Here is an 18519-nt window from a genome sequence, read left to right as displayed (position 1 = left end):
GGAACTAGAACGTACCGGCCAGGGCCTCAACGCAGCGATCGCAAATGGTCGGATCTTCGGCACTCTCCCCTACGTGGGTCGAGTAGTTCCAGCAGCGATCGCACTTTTGGCCCTCCGCATCCACTACGCCAATGCCCAGCGCGTCGGATTCACTACTGCACTTAACCCCAGCCAGTGCCTCAGGAGACTCCAGCACCTCCACCTGCGACACCAGGAACAGATAGCGCAGTTCGTCCACATGGTTGCCGCTGGGGGTGGTCGCATCCTCAGGATTCATCGCCGCTAGCTTCCCGCGCAGTTCGGCATCGGCCACGTAGATCAGCGCCTTTGCCTCCAGGGAGGAGCCGATATCCTTTGCCGTGCGGGCTTGTTCGAGGACTTTGTTGACCTCTTGGCGCACGGTGCGGATCTGGCTCCAGGTTTCGGCCAGCTCCGGCTGTTGCCACTGGGCATCGAGTGTTACCCAGCCCGCCTCGAATACCGACTTGTGGGCGGTGGGGTAGGGCAGGTTTTGCCAGATGTCTTCGGCCATGTGGGAGAGCACCGGGGCGATGGAGCGGGCCAGGGCTTCGATCGCGATCGCCAGCACCGTCTGACAGCTCCGCCGCCGCTGGGAATCCGCCGCGCTGATGTAAAGCCGATCCTTCGCAACATCCAGGTAAAAGTTCGACAGATCCACCGCGCAGAAATTCTGCACCGTTTGGAAGAACCGGAAGAACTGGTAGGTCTCGAAGGCGTCGGTAATGTCGGCAAATACCTCGGTCATGCGGTGCAGCATGTAGCGGTCGAGCTCAGGCAGCTGATCGTAGGGAACCGCATCTTTGGCCGGGTCGAAGTCGTCGAGGTTGCCCAGCAAAAACCGCGCCGTGTTGCGAATTTTGCGGTACACATCGGCCATTTGCTTGAGAATGTTACCGCCTAGGGGCACATCGGTGGAATAGTCTACCGACGACACCCACAGCCGCAGCACGTCGGCCCCGTAGGGCGGCTCAGTCTTTTGGTTTTTGCCGCCGTTGATCACAATCGCCGGATCGACCACGTTGCCCACCGACTTGCTCATTTTGCGACCCTGCTCATCGAGGGTAAAGCCGTGGGTGAGCACCGTTTTGTAGGGGGCATGGCCATTCACCGCCACGCTGGTCAGCAGGCTGCTCTGGAACCAGCCTCGGTGCTGGTCAGAGCCCTCTAGGTACATATCGACGGGGTAGTCTAGTTCGCCGCGCTGCTGCACCACCGCCGCCCAGGAAGACCCTGAGTCAAACCACACATCCATGGTGTCGGTGCCCTTGCGGTAGGTGCGGCCATTGTCGCGGTAGGCCTCGGGCAGCAGATCGGCCTCGCTCAGCTCCCACCAGGCGTCAGACCCTTTTTCGGCAAACAGCGCCTTGATGTGGGCCAGGGTGTCTTCGTTCAGCAGCGGTTCGCCGGTCTCGGTGTCGTAGAACACGGGGATTGGCATCCCCCAGGTGCGCTGGCGCGAGATACACCAGTCGGAGCGATCGCCCACCATAGCCGTAATCCGGTTTTCGCCCGTAGCCGGAATCCACTGTACCGACTGGATCGCCTTCAGGGCTTCGTCGCGGAAACCCTCCACCGAGGCAAACCACTGCTCAGTGGCGCGATAGATGGTGGGCTGCTTGGTGCGCCAGTCGTAGGGGTACTTGTGCACGTAGGGCTCGTGCTTGAGCAGTGACCCGGCTTTTTTCAGCGCTTCGATCACTGCCGGGTTGGCATCTTTGAGCACGTTCAAGCCCTCAAAGGGGCCAGCCTCCTCGGTCATATCGCCCTTCTCGTCCACGGGGCAGAGCACCGGCAGGCCGTAGCGCTGCCCCACCTTAAAGTCTTCGTCGCCGTGGCCGGGGGCGGTGTGCACCAGGCCCGTACCCGACTCGGTGGTCACGTAGTCGCCGCCGATCAAAATCGGGCTGGTGCGATCGAACAGGGGGTGACGGTAGGTAGAATGCTCCAGCGCTGCCCCTTTGATTTCGGCTTTGAGGGTGAGTTCGGAACCGAGTACTTGGGCCATGCGATCGCAGAGATCCTTGGCGATGATCAAATACTTAAACGGTGTCCCCGAGGCCACCTCCACCACGGCATAGGTCAGCTCGGCATTGACTGCCACCCCCAGGTTGGCCGGAATCGTCCAGGGAGTCGTGGTCCAGATCGCCACGCCCAGCTCGCTTAGGTAAGGCTCCAGGGCCGTCTGAGCTTCCGGCGACGCGCTCACCATCTGGAAAGCTGCATAGATACTGGGAGAGGTGTGGCCCTCGGGATACTCCAGTTCGGCCTCGGCCAGCGCCGTTTGGGAACTGGGGCTCCAGTGTACCGACTTGAGGCCACGGTAGATGTAGCCTTTGAGGTACATCTGGCCAAACACCTCGATCTGAGCCGCCTCGTACTCTGGCCGCAGGGTCAGGTAGGGATGGTCCCAATCGCCCCAGACGCCGTAGCGCTTGAAGCTCTCTCGCTGACGATCGACGGCCTTGAGGGCAAAGGCCTTGGCCTTGTAGCGCAGCTTGATGGGCGTCAAGTTGGCCCGCGCCTCGGCATCCATAGCCTGGAGCACCTTTAGCTCAATCGGCAAACCGTGACAGTCCCATCCGGGCACGTAGCGTACCTTGCGGCCCTTGAGCAACTGGTACTTGTTGATCGTATCCTTCAAAATTTTGTTGAGGGCGTGGCCAATGTGCAGGTCGCCGTTGGCGTAGGGAGGCCCATCGTGCAGCACAAACACCTCGCCGGGGTTGCTGGTCGACAGGGTCTCGTAGATTTTGTTCTCGGCCCAAAAGGCTTGAATTTCGGGCTCCCGCTTGGTGGCGTTGGCCCGCATGTCAAAGCTGGTCTGGGGCAGCAGAACGGTATCTTTGTAGCTTTTAGGGTCTGTCACAGCCTGAGGTCAGAGGGTGAAGGATAGTTCGCGTCATTATCGCAGATTTGGCCCTGGGAACATCTCCGGTAGGCCGTCTCTAAGCGATCATTCCTCTACATTAGGTCAGGTTGCGGGCAATTGCAGCAGGGGAGGGGAGATTGCGGTTGGAGGCTAAGCCGCAGGCTTGACCTCAGTCATCGAGCCAGTTGGTCTCGTCATCATCCCAATTGGTCTCTGCCTGATTGCCTCCTGAATTGCCCGTAGCATTGTCCGTAGCCTTGACTGGACCATGGGTATTGTCGGTCTGCGGAGCATCGGGTGAGACGGCTGCGCTGTTCTCCATGGGGGAGTTATCTGGGGCCATGGGGGCCGCTGGGGCATCGCTCTCTACTGCCGCCGCATCCACAATCGTCACGGTTTCGGCAGGGGGAACGTCCTCTCTGTCGGGCGGATTGTTTGATCGATCTAGGGGCGAAGGGCGGGGCGGGATATCTATGGTCTCCCGCTTAGGTTTCTTGCGGCCCAGCGGTGAGGGGCGGGGCGGAATTTCGATCACCGCTCGCTTGGGTTTGGGGGCTGTCTTGGCTTTTACCACCTCTCCCACCCACGCTTTGAGGCCAGCCAGCCTAGTGCCGATGGGAATGGACTTTGGTTGGGGAGCGCTAGGGGCAGGTTTGGGCTTGGCAGCCGTCTGGGGGGCGGAGGGGCGGGGCGATCGCGCTATCCTAACCGGTGGTACGGGAGATACAGGTACCTCTGCATCGGTGGGCGCAGTAGTGACTGGGAGAATTGTGGCTGGAGCAGCCCGGCCTGAGCGAGGTGTCAGCTCATCGACAAACTCATAGTCCACATCTTTGAGCGATGAGACTCGAATTTCGCTGACGGCGATCGCCGGATCGCCGGGCGGCCTCTCAGTATCTGTCTCAGGCAGCCAGCGTCCCAGGGGCGTCGCTTTGAGCAGGGTCAACACCGACTGCTTGAGCTGCCGCCCAAAGGTAGGCCAGGAGTCTGCCGTGAGGGGAGTTTGCAGATCGAGCGGGGTGCGCTTGCGGCGCAGGGTCAGAGTTTGCCAGCCCAGCCAGCCCAGCAGCACAACGCTGGCCCAATGGCCCAGCAGCTCGGTGGGCGAGGTTTGGGCTGCCGTAAACCACAGCACTAAGCCATAAAACGCCCCGACCCCACTCCAAAAAAAATCGTGGCGGCGATGAACTTCCGGAAAGAAAAAGGCGGCTCCATAAACGGCAACGCTGCCTAGCCAAACCGCGATCGCCAGAACTTGAACCCCCATATTTTTCGGTGTGCCCGCAACCTCAATACCACCACTGTATCGTGGCTGGCCAAGTCAGACCAAGATTCTACAGTCAACCCTCCTTTAACCCTTTGCTGACGGCCTAGGCCGCCCCTGCCTTCTTAGAAAACAGCACCAAAATAGTCTTGACAATCAGCTGAATGTCGTACATCAGACTCCAGTTTTTCTGGTAGTCCAAGTCCATGCGAATCACGTCTTCAAACTTCTTCACGCTGGAGCGACCATTGACCTGCCACTCGCCGGTCATGCCGGGCTTCACATCAAGGCGCTGCCACTCGGGCACCTTGTACTGTTCAAGTTCATCTGGGGTAGGGGGGCGGGTGCCTACTAGGCTCATGTCGCCCTTCAGCACATTCCAAAATTGAGGCAGCTCGTCTAAGCTAGTGCGGCGCAGCAGCCGACCTACTTTGGTAATGCGAGGATCGTTTTCGTTTTTAAACAGCGGCCCTTCTACTTCATTTTTAACCTGGGCCTTACGCGCTTCGGCGTCGGTCACCATAGAGCGAAACTTCCAGATTTCAAACCTCTTGCCCATCCACGAGCAGCGCACTTGTTTGAAGAAAATAGGGCCACCGTCTTCAAGCTTGATGGCCGCAATGATCGGTACCGCCAGCACCGCAGTAATGCAAAGCCCCACGATTGCCCCGATAATATCCATCGCTCGCTTGCCCCGAGAGGTCACTGAAGGATGGGTTGTCAGAGCCACAAACCGCATTTCGGGCGGGGGAGCTGGTTCGGCAGATGCGCCTGCCACTGGCTCAAAGGTGAACAGCTGTTCTAAGTCGGTCAGCGCTAGCACCATACGTACCTGCTCTTGAACGCCCCGCAGCACCATAGAGATGCCCTTGCCGTGGCAAGTGCGATAGCAGATTACCAAGGCCCCTAGGCCGCTGCTGTCAATAAAGCCAGTCTGACTCAAGTCGATGACGATGGTTTTAGGCGCTGGCTGGCTCGAGCTCTGGCGCTTTACCTGCTGTTCAAACTCAACTGCCTCAACCACGGTCAAGGTTGACGGTACGCTAACAACACAGGGCGTTACAATCTCATCCGCTGGGGTTTGTGCTTCGGCCACTTGTGGATCCTTGTCTGAGGCAATGGATGAGGACATACCGGCATCCCTGGTAGGTAATGGTTAACGTCAAAAATAATGTCAGAGTTCCCCCGGACAATGGCCAAACTATAGAGGTCCTGGCGGCGGTTTGCCCTGCTCCTGGGGCCAACTTCAAGGAGTCTTAACGAGTCGTTGAGGAGTTGGTTAGGAAAAACTGAGTGTTTTTTCCCTTGACGGACGCAGGGCACCTCGGTTCCAGCCCGGGGGTGATCTAGCAGTTCAGGCCCCTTAGGCGGCCAGCAACTGTCGCAGCACGTAGGGCAAAATGCCGCCGTGGCGGAAGTACTCCACTTCATCGAGGGTATCGATGCGGCACAGTAGGGGCACCGTGGTAGCGTCGCCCTTGACCCGATGAATCACTAAGGTGACCGTCATGCCGGGCTGAATACCGCCGCTGAGGCCTGTCAGGTCGAAGGTTTCGCTACCGTCGAGGTGTAGCATGCCACGGTGCGCCCCGTCGATAAACTGGAGCGGCAAAACGCCCATGCCCACCAGGTTAGAGCGATGAATGCGCTCGAAGCTTTCGGCCACCACTGCCTTAACCCCAAGTAATCGGGTGCCCTTGGCGGCCCAGTCGCGCGACGACCCAGTGCCGTACTCTTTGCCCGCGATCACCACCAGGGGGGTGCCGGTGGCCTGGTACTTCATCGCCGCATCATAAATCGACAGATCGGTGCCGTCGGGCATGTACTTGGTGACGCCGCCAGAGGATCCGGGCACCATTTCGTTTTTAAGGCGAATGTTGGCGAAGGTGCCGCGCATCATCACCTCGTGGTTGCCCCGGCGAGAGCCGTAGGAGTTGAAGTCGGCGGCGGTGACCTGGTTGCCCACTAGATAGCTACCGGCGGGGCTGTCGGTTTTGATCGCCCCAGCGGGAGAGATGTGGTCTGTGGTGATGCTGTCGCCCAGAATGGCTAAGGGCCGCGCCCCGATAATATCGGCAAAGGCCTGACCGTTGACGCTAGGGGCCATATCGGTGAAGTAGGGCGGGTTCTGCACGTAGGTGCTGTCGCCGTTCCAGGTGTAGGTTTGGCTTTCGGGGGTGGCAATCTGCTGCCAGTCGGCGGTGCCGGTAAACACGTTGCTGTAGCGGCTGCGGAACATCTCAGGGGTGAGAGCAGCGGTCATCACCTCAAAGATTTCGGCGCTGGTGGGCCAGATGTCTTTGAGGTAAACAGGGCGGCCTTCTGAGTCTTGGCCGATGGGGTCGGTTTTGAGGTCGATGGCCAGGTTGCCTGCGATCGCATAGGCGACCACCAGCGGCGGCGAAGCCAGATAGTTCGCTTTGGTGTGAGGGCTGACCCGGCCCTCAAAGTTGCGGTTGCCCGAGAGCACCGCGCCCACCACCAGGTCATGCTCTTCAATGGCGCTGGCAATGGGGGCAGGCAGCGGCCCCGAGTTGCCGATGCAGGTGGTGCAGCCGTAGCCCACCAGGTTAAAGCCCAGGGCATCGAGGTCTGCTTGCAGGTTGGCCTTTTCGAGGTAGTCGCTCACCACCTGACTGCCGGGGGCGAGGGAGGTCTTGACCCAGGGCTTAACGGACAGTCCCTTCTCTCTCGCCTTGCGGGCCACCAGACCCGCACCGATCATCACCGAGGGGTTGGAGGTATTAGTGCAGCTGGTAATGGCGGCAATCACCACGTCGCCGTCCGTGAGGGAGTAGTCAGTTCCGGCTACGGGCACCGATCGCTTCTCGCTGTAGTCTTTACCGCTAAAGCCGGGAAAGTCGCTGGTTTTGAACTGGGCTGCGAGGGCTGCCAGAGTAACGCGATCCTGGGGCCGCTTTGGCCCGGCCAAAGACGGTTCTACCGTGGCTAAATCTAGCGCTAGGGCATCGGTGAAGATGGGGTCGGGGGCGTTGGCTTCGCGCCAGAGCCCCTGGGCTTTAGCATAGGCTTCGACCAGGGCTACCCGCTCCGGGTCGCGGCCCGAAAACTCTAGATAGCGAATGGTTTCGCCATCGATGGGGAAGAACCCGCAGGTCGCGCCGTACTCGGGGGCCATATTGGCGATGGTGGCGCGATCGGCCAGGGTGAGGTGGTCAAGACCGTCGCCGTAAAACTCGACGAATTTGCCGACCACGCCCTTGGCCCGCAGCATTTCGACTACGGTGAGCACCAGGTCGGTGGCGGTGGCCCCTTCGGGCAGCGAGCCAGTGAGCTTAAAGCCCACCACTTCCGGAATCAGCATCGAGATGGGCTGGCCCAGCATGGCCGCCTCGGCCTCGATGCCGCCCACGCCCCAGCCCAGCACGGAGAGGCCGTTGATCATGGTGGTGTGGCTGTCGGTGCCCACCAGGGTGTCGGGGTAGGCGATGGTTTCGCCATTTTCGTCCTTGGTCCACACCACCTGGGCCAGGTATTCTAAATTGACCTGGTGGCAAATGCCGGTACCGGGGGGCACCACGCGGAAGTTGTCGAAGGCGTTTTGGCCCCAGCGCAAGAAGGCATAGCGCTCAAAGTTGCGCTGAAATTCTTTCTCAACGTTTTGGTCAAAAGCGGCGGCGCTGCCGAAGGAGTCAACCATCACCGAGTGGTCGATCACCAGATCTACGGGCGACAGGGGGTTAATTTTGTCGGGGTCGCCGCCCAGGTTGACCATGGCGTCGCGCATAGCGGCCAGGTCAACCACGGCGGGCACCCCGGTAAAGTCTTGCATCAGCACGCGGGCGGGGCGGTAAGCAATCTCGCGGCTGGAGGTTTGGGTCTGGAGCCAATCGGCGATCGCCTGGACATCTGCGGCGGTGACCGATCGCCCGTCTTCGTGGCGCAGCAGGTTTTCGAGCAGCACCTTGAGGCTGAAGGGCAGGCGGCTGATGTCTCCCAGGGTGGTAGCAGCGGCGGGCAGGCTGTAGATGGTGTAGGTAGTGCTGCCTACGGTGAGATGGGTCTTAGCGTTAAAGCTGTTCACGGCGGTGTGGCTCTCCGAGTCGCGACGGGCATAGATAGCGATGCGATCTTATTACATTGGCTGCCCCGCTGTGCTGTAGGCTGTGTTGCCAATCGCGCCCCAGAGAGCAATCTGCCTTAGCGAGTTGGCCCCTTAGAAAACAGGCCGCCAAACCGCGATCGCTTTTCGGCGGTCGGTGCTGCCTTGGAGTCAGCGGTTGCGCCCGCCTCGCGGCGAGGGATGTCGGCTAGGCTGACGTTGAGTTGCTGGGCATACTTGAGGGCTACGGCATTTTTGGGGTTGAAGCGCAGGGCTTGCTTAAAGTGCACCTTAGCCATCCCAGGTAGTTTGTTGAGTAAGTAAGCCTGGCCCATGAGGCAGTGGTAGCTGCTGTTTTGGGGGTCAATCTTGAGGGCATCTTTGAGTTCTTGAATGGCGGCCTGAATATTTTTGCCTTTGAGGTATTCTTGGGCGCGGCCAAAATGACGATCGGCGTATACCTGTTCTGAGGGGATCTGGTTATCGCCGGGAAGATCGGGCATCGCCCCTGGCGACTTGGGTGTAGCCGCAGTGGCCATAAGCCCAGTCCGCTTTTCTCGAATCACCGGTGCGCCCATCTTGCGGTACAGATAGACCAAGTTGAGTTCGCTGAGCTGCTGGGTACGGGTCTCAAATTCGGCTAGGGTCTCGTACTGGCGATCGCACAGCTGTTCTACCGCCTGCTCGTAAAACACATCGATCTCAAGCTCAGGCACCTTGAGTAAGGCTTGGCTGGGCTCAGCAGTAGGCTTAAGCTGCTGCTCGCGACTGAGGCGACGCACCTTGAATCGCAACGTTGCCAACACCTCGTTGCGGCCTTTTTCTTGCTTGAGCCGTTGATAGGCTGGGTTGACTAGCTTAGGCAGCACCTGATCGGCGAACTGGCGTAGATCTGCTGGCACTTCTACTAGGGCATCGGGGTGGAGCTGCTTGGCCACCGCCCGGTAGCGCTTGAGAATGCGGCGCTCGTCCGCCGCGACCGATACCCCTAGCAGCGCGTAGGGATCTGTAAAGCGATGGAGCCATTCGGGAGAGAAGGCGGCGTGAGGCATGCAGGTGCAGCGCTAGGGAGGGTTTTGCTTATTGTTACGGATGGGATCGGTGAGGCAGAGTCGATAGAGGGTGGCAATGTCGATTCTTTACGCCCGTCTTATACTGAATTCACAAGATTATTAGATTAAAGCTTTACACTCTACGGGCTTTAGGGAATAGCGAAGGGCAATCATGTTGGCACAGCGTAGCCGTCGGACAGCCGTTATTTTGGCGTGGGTAGGAGTGTTGACACCGCTCTCGGGTCTACACAAATTTTATCTGGGGCAACCCTTCTGGGGAATATTGTACTTGCTGCTAGGGCTGACTCCCATTCCTAAGGTAGCCTGCGCCATCGAAGGGGTGATGTTGCTGACCCAGTCAGCGGATGACTTTGCCCAGCGCTGGAGCGATTCGGTGGCACAGGCGAGTTCTCCCCTGGACCCGACTCGGGTGAGCGCTCAGGTGAGTGCCCTGGGGGTGGCGCTGCGGGAGCTCGATACCCTGCGCCAGGAGGGCTTAATCTCAGAACTGGAGTTTGAGCAGAAACGCCGCCACCTATTAGAACAAGTTACCTAGTTGCCTGTTCTGCTCTGCCTGTTCAGCACCGCAGCGTGAGCTAGTGCTTGGCACAACTAGTACTTGACACAACAAACCCTGAATTCTATACCCCCTGACGGGTCATTTTTGGCTTGGCAGTTTACCAGGGCTACAGTCAGCATCCACCCCGTTTTTGGGTGGAGCGATTAGAGTTGAGTGGTTAACCCCTAAGGCAAGGCAGAATTCGCGGTGCTGAAGCATTGGCAAACCCTGAGGGCGCAGCTCAATCCCCTGGCTAGTCGGCTGGGCCAAGATCCGAGCTACCGGCTACGGTCGTACCAGGAGGTAGACCAGGCGGCCCGCCTAGGATTTTCGCTCGATGTCAATCGGGCTACGGTAGACGACTGGCTGCGGCTGCCGGGGCTGTCCATTCGTCAGGCCCAGGGGTTGGTGCGCCTGCGCCAAACGGGGGTACAGTTTCACTGCCTAGATGATCTGGCGGCAGCGTTAGGGGTTGCGCCAGCCCACTTGCAGCCCTTGGCCCCAGTGTTGTCTTTCTGCTACTACGACGAGTATGGCGGTGCCCTACCCGCGCTCAGCCTCAACCAGGCTACTGCCCAGCAGCTCTGCGGGTTGCCGGGAGTGCCCCCCACGCTGGCCCAGGCGATTGTGCAAGAGCGATCGCGCCATGGCTCCTACCAAGACCTGGCCGATTTGCAGCGCCGCCTTAGACTGCCACCTGATCTAGTGCAGGCCTTGATGTATTACCTGCGGCCCTAAGCCACAAAGCTTTAGCATTATTTTCTCTAAGCAAGAAAATTTTTCGTTAGCTAAATAACAAATGAGCCCAAGCAGATGTAACGAAAATCACAAAAATCTGGCTTGCTGGGCTTGTTTATGAGAGACATCAGGGGAAAATTTACGTCTTTCTATAGATTTAATTGTGCAATCAAATTAAGCAAGTTGAGGGATGGGTTAGTCTGAGCGGTAGCGATCGCATTTAAGCGCCAAAGTCCCCTATTAAAAGATATCTAGGGTCATAGGCCCTTAGGTCGCCATGGCCAAAACTTAATTTTGTCGGAGTATTTTTAGGAAATTAAAAACGCTCTGTCATTTTAGAGGCTGGCCTCACAAACATAACGAGTACTTCTTGCTGGAATTAGTTCAATGGTAGTAGCTTCCCCTCCCCAAACTAAACCCCTGACTGACGAAGAACTCCGCAAAATTCATGCCTATTGGCGAGCCTGTAACTACCTCGCTGTAGGGATGATTTATCTGCGCGAGAACCCCCTGCTCAGAGAGCCGCTGAAGCCAGAGCATGTCAAGCACCGCCTGTTGGGCCACTGGGGGTCGTCCCCGGCCCTCAGCTTTACCTACGTTCACTGCAATCGGCTGATTAAAAAATACGATCTCGACATGATCTTTGTGGCTGGGCCGGGCCACGGTGCGCCAGGGGTGCTGGGGCCAGTGTATCTAGAAGGCACCTACGCCGAGACCTACCCCGATAAGAGTGAAGATGCCGAAGGCATGCAGCGCTTTTTTAAGCAGTTTTCCTTTCCGGGGCATATTGGTAGCCACGTCACTCCAGAAACCCCTGGCTCAATTCACGAAGGGGGCGAGTTGGGCTATAGCCTCTCCCACTCCTTCGGGGCTGTGCTAGACAACCCAGACCTACTGGTGGCCTGTGTGGTTGGCGATGGTGAAGCCGAAACCGGTGCCCTCGCCACTGCCTGGCACTCCAACAAGTTTATTAACCCCGCCCGTGATGGAGCGGTGCTGCCCATTCTCAACCTCAACGGGTACAAAATTGCCAACCCGTCTATTCTCTCGCGGGTCTCCCACGAAGAACTCGATTGCTTGTTTCGGGGTTACGGCTACACGCCCTACTTTGTCGAGGGCAGTGACCCAGAGCTGGTGCACCAAAAAATGGCTGCCGTGATGGAAGAGTGCGTGCTCAAAATTAAAGAGGTGCAGCGCGAAGCCCGCATCAATGGTGGCACCGAGCGCCCCCGCTGGCCCATGATTGTGCTGCGTACCCCCAAGGGCTGGACCGGCCCGAAAGAGGTCGATGGCCACAAGGTGGAAGGCTTCTGGCGATCGCACCAGGTGCCCATGGGCGGCATGCACAGCAACCCTGAGCATTTGCAACGGTTAGAAGACTGGATGCGCGGCTATAGCCCCGAAGAGCTATTCGACGAGAATGGCACCTTAGTGCCTGAGCTCAAGGAGTTAGCCCCCGTCGGCCCACGCCGCATGAGCGCCAACCCGAACTCTAACGGTGGCTTGGTGCGCAAGGCGCTGACGATGCCCGACTTTCGCGATTACGCCATTGATGTGCCCAAGCACGGCACGGTGGAGTACGAAAACACGAAGGCTCTGGGCATTCTCATGCGTGAGATCATGCGCGACAATCCCAAAAACTTCCGGTTGATGGGGCCAGATGAAACCGCTTCAAACCGGCTGCACCCGGTGTATGAGGTGAGCAAAAAAGCCTGGATGGCCGACTTTTTACCCGAAGATCTTGATGGCGGCGAGCTATCGCGCGATGGTCGGGTGATGGAAATGCTCAGTGAGCATACGCTCCAGGGCTGGCTAGAGGGCTACTTGCTGACCGGGCGACACGGCCTATTTCACACCTACGAGGCCTTCGCCCACGTGGTCAGCTCGATGTTTAACCAGCACGCCAAGTGGCTCGATATCTGCAAAAACCATGTGCCCTGGCGGCGATCGGTATCGTCGTTAAATATCTTGCTGTCGTCGCTGGTGTGGCGGCAAGATCACAACGGCTTTAGCCACCAAGACCCCGGCTTTGTCGATTTAGCCACGAACAAAAGCCCCGATGTGGTGCGGGTGTACTTTCCCCCCGATGCCAACTGCTTACTCTCGGTGGCCGACCACTGTTTCCGCAGTGTCAACTACATCAACGTGATTGTGTCCGACAAGCAAAGCCACTTGCAGTATCTGCCGATGGCTGAAGCGGTACAGCACTGCACCAAAGGTCTGGGCATCTGGGACTGGGCCAGCAATGACGACTGTGGCACCGAACCCGACATTCCCGATGTGGTGATGGCCTGCTGCGGCGACATCACTACTAAGGAATCGCTGGCAGCAACGGCTATTTTGCGGGAAGAATTTCCCTACCTAAAAGTGCGGTTTGTTAACGTTGTCGATCTGTTCACCTTGATCTCAGCAGGAGAACACCCCCACGGGCTAAGCGATCGCGACTTTGACTCGCTGTTTACCCCCGACAAACCGGTGATCTTCAATTTCCACGGCTACCCCTGGCTGATTCACAAGCTGGTCTATCGCCGCTCTAACCAAGATCGGATTCATGTTCGGGGCTACAAAGAGCAAGGCAACATTAACACCCCGCTAGAACTGGCGATCAACAACCAAATTGACCGCTTTAGCCTGGTGATTGACGTGATCGATCGGGTGCCCAAACTGGGTTCCGCAGCGGCCCACGTCAAAGAAAAGATGAAAAACAAGATCATCGAGTGTCTCACCTATGCCCACACGGAGGGCAAGGATCAAGATGAAATTGTTCACTGGCAGTGGCCCTACTAGGGTTGGGGTTATCTTGAGGGACTAGGCGATCGCTGGCCGGTCTCCATCAAAAACGGTCTGGCTATGTCAGACCGTTTTTGGATGGTCCAATACTAAATCCTATTTAGTTCCCCGGTTCAGCAGGGCGCATGCCCTGTACCCCTACAGTTTGGCCTTGGGAAATTGGGGTTGGCTCTGGCGAATAATCTAGGCTAGCGAAATCGCTTGGCCAGCCGCGCCATGGGCTGAAACAAAAAGGCAGGTATGGCTAGGGCCACCAGGGATGAAAATTGAAACTTGCCCCTGCTAATGCAGGTTGCCAGGGCGTGGCGATAGCGATGAATGTCCTCGGGCCAGTTCATCCACTTGCTGCCCAGCAGCAGCAGCTCGTGGGCTCGGTACTCCAAACCGTTTTGGCAATACACATCAAAATGTTTTTGGGCAATACGGTACCACGACATCGGGTTGACCTGGCGGCTGTTGCTGCCTAGGTACTTACGCCAGATGTAAATTACCTCTGGGGTGCCGTAGTAGCCGCAGGGCAGCGCCATCGCCCGCAGCCAAAATTCTAAATCGTGCAGATCTTCGGCTCCTAGTTCGGGGTCGCTGTAGCCCACGGCTTCCCACAGTGACTTGCGCAGCGGGGCGGTGCCAATTAGCGTCCAGTTGGTGCTGAGGGAAAACCGCCGCGATCGCAGCAGCGAATTCAGCGAAATCGGCTCTGCCCGAACCAGGCGAGCATCGTTGGCATAACGCTGGCACAGATAGCTGCCGTAGATAAACCCGGCATCGGGATGGCTGATAAAGGCCTGCTGAATGTGGCTAAGCGCGTCGGGGGGCAGCAGGTCATCGGCATCGAGGGGCACCAGAACCTCGCCTTGGGCGGTGGCAAACCCGGCATTGCGGGCGACTGAGGGGCCACCATTTTGGGCCTGCCACACCAGGGTAATGTCTGGCTCAGTCTCTAGCTGGCGGCAGACCTGGTTGGTGCGATCGTCCGGCGAGGCATCGTTGACAATTACAATCTCCAGGGGTGACAAGGTCTGCTGGCGCACGCTCTCTACCGCCTCTAGTAGCAGGTCGCCCTCGCGGTAGCAGGTGATGACAACGCTCAGGGTGGGTGAATTGGCCATTGATGTCCCTCAGGTGGGCTGATTGGGGGATACCTGCGCCGGACGAAACAGCCGCTGCCGTATAGTAACAGGCAGCAGCCGCAGCACGGTAAGCGGCAGTATAGAAACGTATTTTTTAGCGAACATAACAATGCCCCAGGGGCCATAGGCTAGCCAGTTGAGCCGCCACCACAGCCGCCAGCTCAGCCCGGAGTAGGGGTTAAAGGCCAGCCGCACCAGCTGCCAGGGGTCGCCGGGGGTCATTAGCCAGTCGCTGGGGCACAGGCGCGACTCGGCGGCGTGGTTGGTAACGGTATAGCGGCTATCCACCCAGAGCTGAAACCCGGCTTTTTGGGCATGTAGCAGGTACAGCGAGTCGCCGCCATAGTGGGGGCCAGTCTGCGGATCGGGATAGCCGATCGCATCCACCACCGCCCTAGGCAGACAGACCAAGTTGCCGCTGAACAGATCGCAAGGTACCGTTTGGCCGGGAGGCAGGGTGAGAAAGCGGTAACCCTGCCAGGTCTTGCGCTTGCCGCCGAAGGAGAGGCGGTTAGGGACGTCCTGTTCAAACCCCTGGGCACCAACGATGGCGTTGGGACGGTCGGTGCAGAACTGTACTAGCCCAGCCAGGGTGCCGGGGGCCAGGCGGCAGTCGTCGTTGAGCCAGACAATGTAGGCTGTATTCTGGGCGATCGCATACTCCATCCCCAGGCGAATCGCCCCCGTCCACCACAGGTTGCCGTCGCCCACCAGCACCGTCACCGTGGGAAAGCTAGCGGCGATGGCTGCCCCGGTGCCATCGGTGGAGCCGTCGTCGATCACCACTACCCGGTGGCGGGTCAGGTCACCGTTGCGATCGAGCGCTTGCAAACAGCCCAGGGTAATCGCCCTGCGGTTGTGTACCGGAATTAGAATGTATACCTTGTCATCCATAAGCACGCTATGTATTAGCAGGATGGCTGGTGCTGTTGGGCCAGCCGTAACGAATGGTTTCAAACTCATCTAAAAGCGCGATCAGCCGCTTCGCATAGTCCTGAGGTTGCCAACTTTCCGCCCGCGTCAGCCCCTTTTGAATCAAGTCATAGCGCAGGGTGTCGTTCTCACAGAGGGCTTTCATCGCCAGGGCCAGCTGGGTTGCATTGCGCTGATCGACTAGCAGAGCTGCATCGCCTAGCTGTTCTATCGCTCCCGGTACATCGGAGGCAATCACCGGACAGCCCAGGGAAAACGCCTCAAGGGGCGGCAGGTTGTCAGGCCCAAAGTGGGTGGGAAACACCAGCCCCAGGGCGTGCTTGTAGAGGTTGGCCAAGTCGGTGCGAGAGACAAACCCCAGAATGTGAACCCTGGCGATGAGATCTAAATCGTGGATCAGCTGCTTGATATAGCCTGCGTTACCCTTGTCCGACCCGGTCAGCACTAGGCCAATATCTTTGTGCTGGTCAACCAGGGTTTTGAATGCTTTCAGCAGAGTGTAGTGGTTTTTGTGGGGCCAGAACTGGGCCGGATAGAAGAAGTATTGATTGGGTAAGCCGTGCTGGGCCAAGAAATCTTCTTTTGTGGATGCGTGCTTGGCCAACGCTTCCGCCAGTCTTGGCGTCGGGAAGGGAATTACCTGAATGCGCTCTGGAGCAATCTGGTAAAAGCGCTCGATCTCAGCCTTGCCCCGCTCGGTACCGGTAATCACATAGGTGGCCCGAGGCAGATTGCCTCGGTAGAACCGCTCTCGCTTGCCCCACTCGCGCCCCTGGCTCACCTCTGGGAAGTAGGGCTGCAGGCGGTGCTGCAAATCCCAAATAGTCAGGGCGTAGGGTGTGTGATGCTTGGGGCACTGGATCAGGGCGGCGGGGGCCAGCACCCAGCTAAAGTCAAAGCGGTTTTTGGTGATGAAGTGTCGCACATAGGCGGCCTGAACTTTGTCGGCCTGGTTGGCCAGCTTGGGGGAACCGCTGCCGTAGGCCAGCTCCACCCCCCGCCTCAGCACCCCTGGCATCAGCTGGGTGGGCGGGTGGAGGATGGTGAGATTGGGGTGAGGCGTTACCGCCTCGTCGCCCTGAGCCCCGCTAAAAATCGTGATCTGGTGGCGCATCGTCGGGGCCAGGTCGATCAGCGCCGCCACGATTTCGGACTCAAAAGTGTAGCCGCCCCCGGCTGATGGAAACGCTGAGGACACGGGGATAGCGACCTTCATGACTTGACGGCAACAAAGTAGACGCCCCAGGTGTCGAGACTAGCGGGGCGATCGCTCATCCATTCGCTATAGGTCACCAGACTCATCCCCGATTGCCCTAGCAGCAGCTCCAACTCGGGCTTAAACAGGTAGCGCATACGGTGCAACTCGCGCAGCTCCTGACAGGTATCAGTACCCGTGGGCTGCAACAGAATGTGGTAATTCACGTCCACAATATTCTCATTGGGGTGCAGCACCGGCTCAGCAATCCGAGTGATGGCCAGATTCTCGTTTTGCAGGCGCTTGACCCGCACCTGAGGCTGGTCGTACAGTACCGCAGGCCCATACCACACATCAAATATAAACATGCCCCCCGGCTTCAGGTGCTGGGCTACGGTGGCAAAGGCCGCCGCCAGATCGGCGTTGCTGGTCTGGTAGCTGATCACGTGGAACAGCGACAGCACACCGTCGAAGGTTTGCCCCAGCCGCACCTGCCGCAGATCGCCCTGGAGGAATTTGAGCCGCTGGGCGAGTTCCTGGGACTGAGCCGCCTGCCGATCGCCGCAGCGAGCCAGCATCTCCTCGCTGCGCTCGACTCCGGTGACCTGGTAGCCCCGTTCGGCCAGGTATTCGGCATGGCGACCGGTGCCGCTGCCCAGTTCTAGCAGGTGCTGAGCCGCTGGGGCGTGGGTCTTGAGCAGTTGGTGAATAAAGGCGGCCTCTTGGGCGTAGTCTTTATCCTGATACAGCAGGTCGTAGTACTGGGCATAGGCATTGAACACGCTCACGCCATCACCTCCCGCACGGCAACAATTACCTGGTCGATCTGCGCGTCGGTGAGGGCCAGACCGCTGGGCAAATAGAAGCCGCGCCGGGCGATGCGCTCGGCCACGGGGTGGTGTTCGCCTTCAAATAGCCCCATGGTGTGGAACACGGGTTGCTCATGCATGGGCCAGAAAAAGGGGCGGGTGCCGATGCCCTTGGCCTTGAGACGCTGCATGGCCTCGATCGCATCGAAGGGCAACCCGTCGTCGAGCACCAGGCCGTAAACCCAGTAGACATTCTCGGCATAGTCGGTGGTGGCCAGCGGCAGTTGCAGCCCAGCGACTCCAGCCAACCCCTCGGTATAGCGTCGCCCGATCGCTCGTTTGTGGGCAATAAAGCTGTCGAGCTGCTCTAGCTGAGCCACCCCCAGGGCGGCTTGCAGGTTGCCCAGGCGAAAGTTCCAGCCCAGCTCTTCGTGGACAAAGCGCCGCTGGGGCTGAAAGCACAGGTTTCGCAGGGAGCGGCAGCGTTCTGCCAGCTCTGCATCGTCGGTGAGCACCATGCCGCCTTCGCCCGTGGTGATGTGCTTGTTGGCGTAAAAGCTAAAGGTGCTGAGGTCGCCAAAGCTGCCGCAGGGCTGGCCTCGATAGGTCTGGCCGTGCATTTCGGCGGCGTCTTCGATGATCGCTAGATTGTGCCGCTGGGCGATCGCCAGCAGCGGCTCCATGTCTACGGGCAGACCATAGATGTGTACCACCATGATCGCCTTGGTCTGGGGGGTAATGCAGGCTTCGATCTGACCGACATCCATATTCCACGTAATCGGGTCGGCATCAACCACGACGGGCTTGGCTCCCGCCCGCACGATCGCCGCCGCACAGGAAATAATCGTAAACGTAGGCAAGATCACCTCATCGCCCTGCCCCAGCCCCAGGGCCGCCACCGCCACATCAAGGGCAGCAGACCCATTGGCCACCGCTACCCCGTGCTGGCGACCCACCCGCTGGGCAAACTCGGTCTCAAAGCGATCGACAAAGGGGCCTTCGGACGAAATCCAGCCGGTGTCGAGGCATTCCAGCAGGTATTTTTTTTCGTTGCCGTTGAGGGCGGGCTCGTTGACCGGAATAAACGCCATAGCTG

General features: G+C 58.8%; 13 protein-coding genes. 3 read left to right on the top strand and 10 right to left on the bottom strand.

All coding sequences use genetic code 11. From position 1 onward, the window contains the following. Positions 1–4 precede the first annotated feature (4 nt). From ileS to RRF56_RS08550, 5 genes are all read right to left on the bottom strand, one after another. The gene (gene ileS, locus RRF56_RS08570; RefSeq protein ID WP_317037222.1) at positions 5–2887 is read right to left on the bottom strand and encodes an isoleucine--tRNA ligase; all 2883 of its coding nucleotides are present in this window, start codon (positions 2885–2887) and stop codon (positions 5–7) included. Between the two features lie 172 nt (positions 2888–3059). Then, positions 3060–4157 carry a Ycf66 family protein gene (locus RRF56_RS08565; RefSeq protein WP_317037221.1) on the bottom strand — a complete coding sequence of 366 codons (1098 nt, stop codon included), beginning with the start codon at positions 4155–4157 and terminating at the stop codon, positions 3060–3062. A gap of 103 nt (positions 4158–4260) precedes the next feature. After that, entirely contained in the window at positions 4261–5286 is a 1026-nt protein-coding gene (locus RRF56_RS08560; protein ID WP_317037220.1) for an anti-sigma factor antagonist, read from the bottom strand. Positions 5287–5517: 231 nt separating this feature from the next. Continuing rightward, positions 5518–8199 (bottom strand): aconitate hydratase AcnA, encoded by a 2682-nt coding sequence (acnA, locus tag RRF56_RS08555; protein WP_317037219.1) that lies wholly within the window; start codon positions 8197–8199, stop codon positions 5518–5520. A gap of 116 nt (positions 8200–8315) precedes the next feature. After that, positions 8316–9269: a J domain-containing protein gene (locus RRF56_RS08550; RefSeq protein ID WP_317037218.1), complete on the bottom strand. Its 954-nt coding sequence runs from the start codon at positions 9267–9269 to the stop codon at positions 8316–8318. A 172-nt stretch (positions 9270–9441) separates the two neighbouring features. On the opposite strand from RRF56_RS08550, the gene RRF56_RS08545 reads away from it, so the two are divergent. The 3 genes from RRF56_RS08545 (at position 9442) to RRF56_RS08535 (ending at position 13353) form a co-directional block, all read left to right on the top strand. Then, on the top strand, positions 9442–9825 hold the full coding sequence (locus RRF56_RS08545; RefSeq protein WP_317037217.1) for an NINE protein: 384 nt from the start codon (positions 9442–9444) through the stop codon (positions 9823–9825). A 210-nt stretch (positions 9826–10035) separates the two neighbouring features. Then, complete coding sequence (locus RRF56_RS08540; protein WP_317037216.1) at positions 10036–10566, top strand: ComEA family DNA-binding protein; 531 nt, start codon at positions 10036–10038, stop codon at positions 10564–10566. 387 nt (positions 10567–10953) lie between these two features. Continuing rightward, a complete protein-coding gene (locus RRF56_RS08535; RefSeq protein WP_317037215.1) occupies positions 10954–13353 on the top strand; it encodes a phosphoketolase family protein in 2400 nt (799 codons plus the stop codon). Between the two features lie 191 nt (positions 13354–13544). Here RRF56_RS08535 and RRF56_RS08530 read toward each other — a convergent pair whose 3' ends face one another. The 5 genes from RRF56_RS08530 to RRF56_RS08510 are packed head-to-tail and all read right to left on the bottom strand — an operon-like array spanning position 13545 to position 18514. Then, positions 13545–14465, bottom strand: coding sequence for a glycosyltransferase family 2 protein (locus RRF56_RS08530; RefSeq protein ID WP_317037214.1), 921 nt, complete (start codon positions 14463–14465; stop codon positions 13545–13547). A 9-nt stretch (positions 14466–14474) separates the two neighbouring features. Then, the gene (locus RRF56_RS08525) at positions 14475–15380 is read right to left on the bottom strand and encodes a glycosyltransferase family 2 protein (protein ID WP_317037213.1); all 906 of its coding nucleotides are present in this window, start codon (positions 15378–15380) and stop codon (positions 14475–14477) included. Between the two features lie 7 nt (positions 15381–15387). Next, the gene (locus tag RRF56_RS08520) at positions 15388–16635 is read right to left on the bottom strand and encodes a glycosyltransferase family 1 protein (RefSeq protein ID WP_317037212.1); all 1248 of its coding nucleotides are present in this window, start codon (positions 16633–16635) and stop codon (positions 15388–15390) included. Continuing rightward, positions 16632–17402, bottom strand: coding sequence for a class I SAM-dependent methyltransferase (locus RRF56_RS08515; RefSeq protein WP_317037211.1), 771 nt, complete (start codon positions 17400–17402; stop codon positions 16632–16634). The genes RRF56_RS08520 and RRF56_RS08515 overlap by 4 nt, the downstream gene beginning before the upstream one ends. Next, positions 17399–18514: a DegT/DnrJ/EryC1/StrS family aminotransferase gene (locus RRF56_RS08510; protein WP_317037210.1), complete on the bottom strand. Its 1116-nt coding sequence runs from the start codon at positions 18512–18514 to the stop codon at positions 17399–17401. Before RRF56_RS08510 ends, RRF56_RS08515 begins: the two co-directional genes overlap by 4 nt. Between the last annotated feature and the right edge of the window lie 5 nt (positions 18515–18519).

The sequence above is a fragment of the Nodosilinea sp. E11 genome, assembly GCF_032813545.1.
GTDB lineage: Bacteria > Cyanobacteriota > Cyanobacteriia > Phormidesmidales > Phormidesmidaceae > Nodosilinea.
Note: the sequence above shows the minus strand (reverse complement) of the source record. Positions and strands in the feature narration are given on the sequence as shown.

Coding starts and splice junctions, on each gene's coding strand:
- RRF56_RS08545 (WP_317037217.1), top strand. CDS start 9,442: ATGTTGGCACAGCGTAGCCGTCGGACAGCCGTTATTTTGGCGTGGGTA.
- RRF56_RS08530 (WP_317037214.1), bottom strand. CDS start 14,465: ATGGCCAATTCACCCACCCTGAGCGTTGTCATCACCTGCTACCGCGAG.
- RRF56_RS08550 (WP_317037218.1), bottom strand. CDS start 9,269: ATGCCTCACGCCGCCTTCTCTCCCGAATGGCTCCATCGCTTTACAGAT.
- RRF56_RS08525 (WP_317037213.1), bottom strand. CDS start 15,380: ATGGATGACAAGGTATACATTCTAATTCCGGTACACAACCGCAGGGCG.
- RRF56_RS08560 (WP_317037220.1), bottom strand. CDS start 5,286: ATGTCCTCATCCATTGCCTCAGACAAGGATCCACAAGTGGCCGAAGCA.
- RRF56_RS08510 (WP_317037210.1), bottom strand. CDS start 18,514: ATGGCGTTTATTCCGGTCAACGAGCCCGCCCTCAACGGCAACGAAAAA.
- RRF56_RS08565 (WP_317037221.1), bottom strand. CDS start 4,157: ATGGGGGTTCAAGTTCTGGCGATCGCGGTTTGGCTAGGCAGCGTTGCC.
- RRF56_RS08535 (WP_317037215.1), top strand. CDS start 10,954: ATGGTAGTAGCTTCCCCTCCCCAAACTAAACCCCTGACTGACGAAGAA.
- RRF56_RS08520 (WP_317037212.1), bottom strand. CDS start 16,635: ATGAAGGTCGCTATCCCCGTGTCCTCAGCGTTTCCATCAGCCGGGGGC.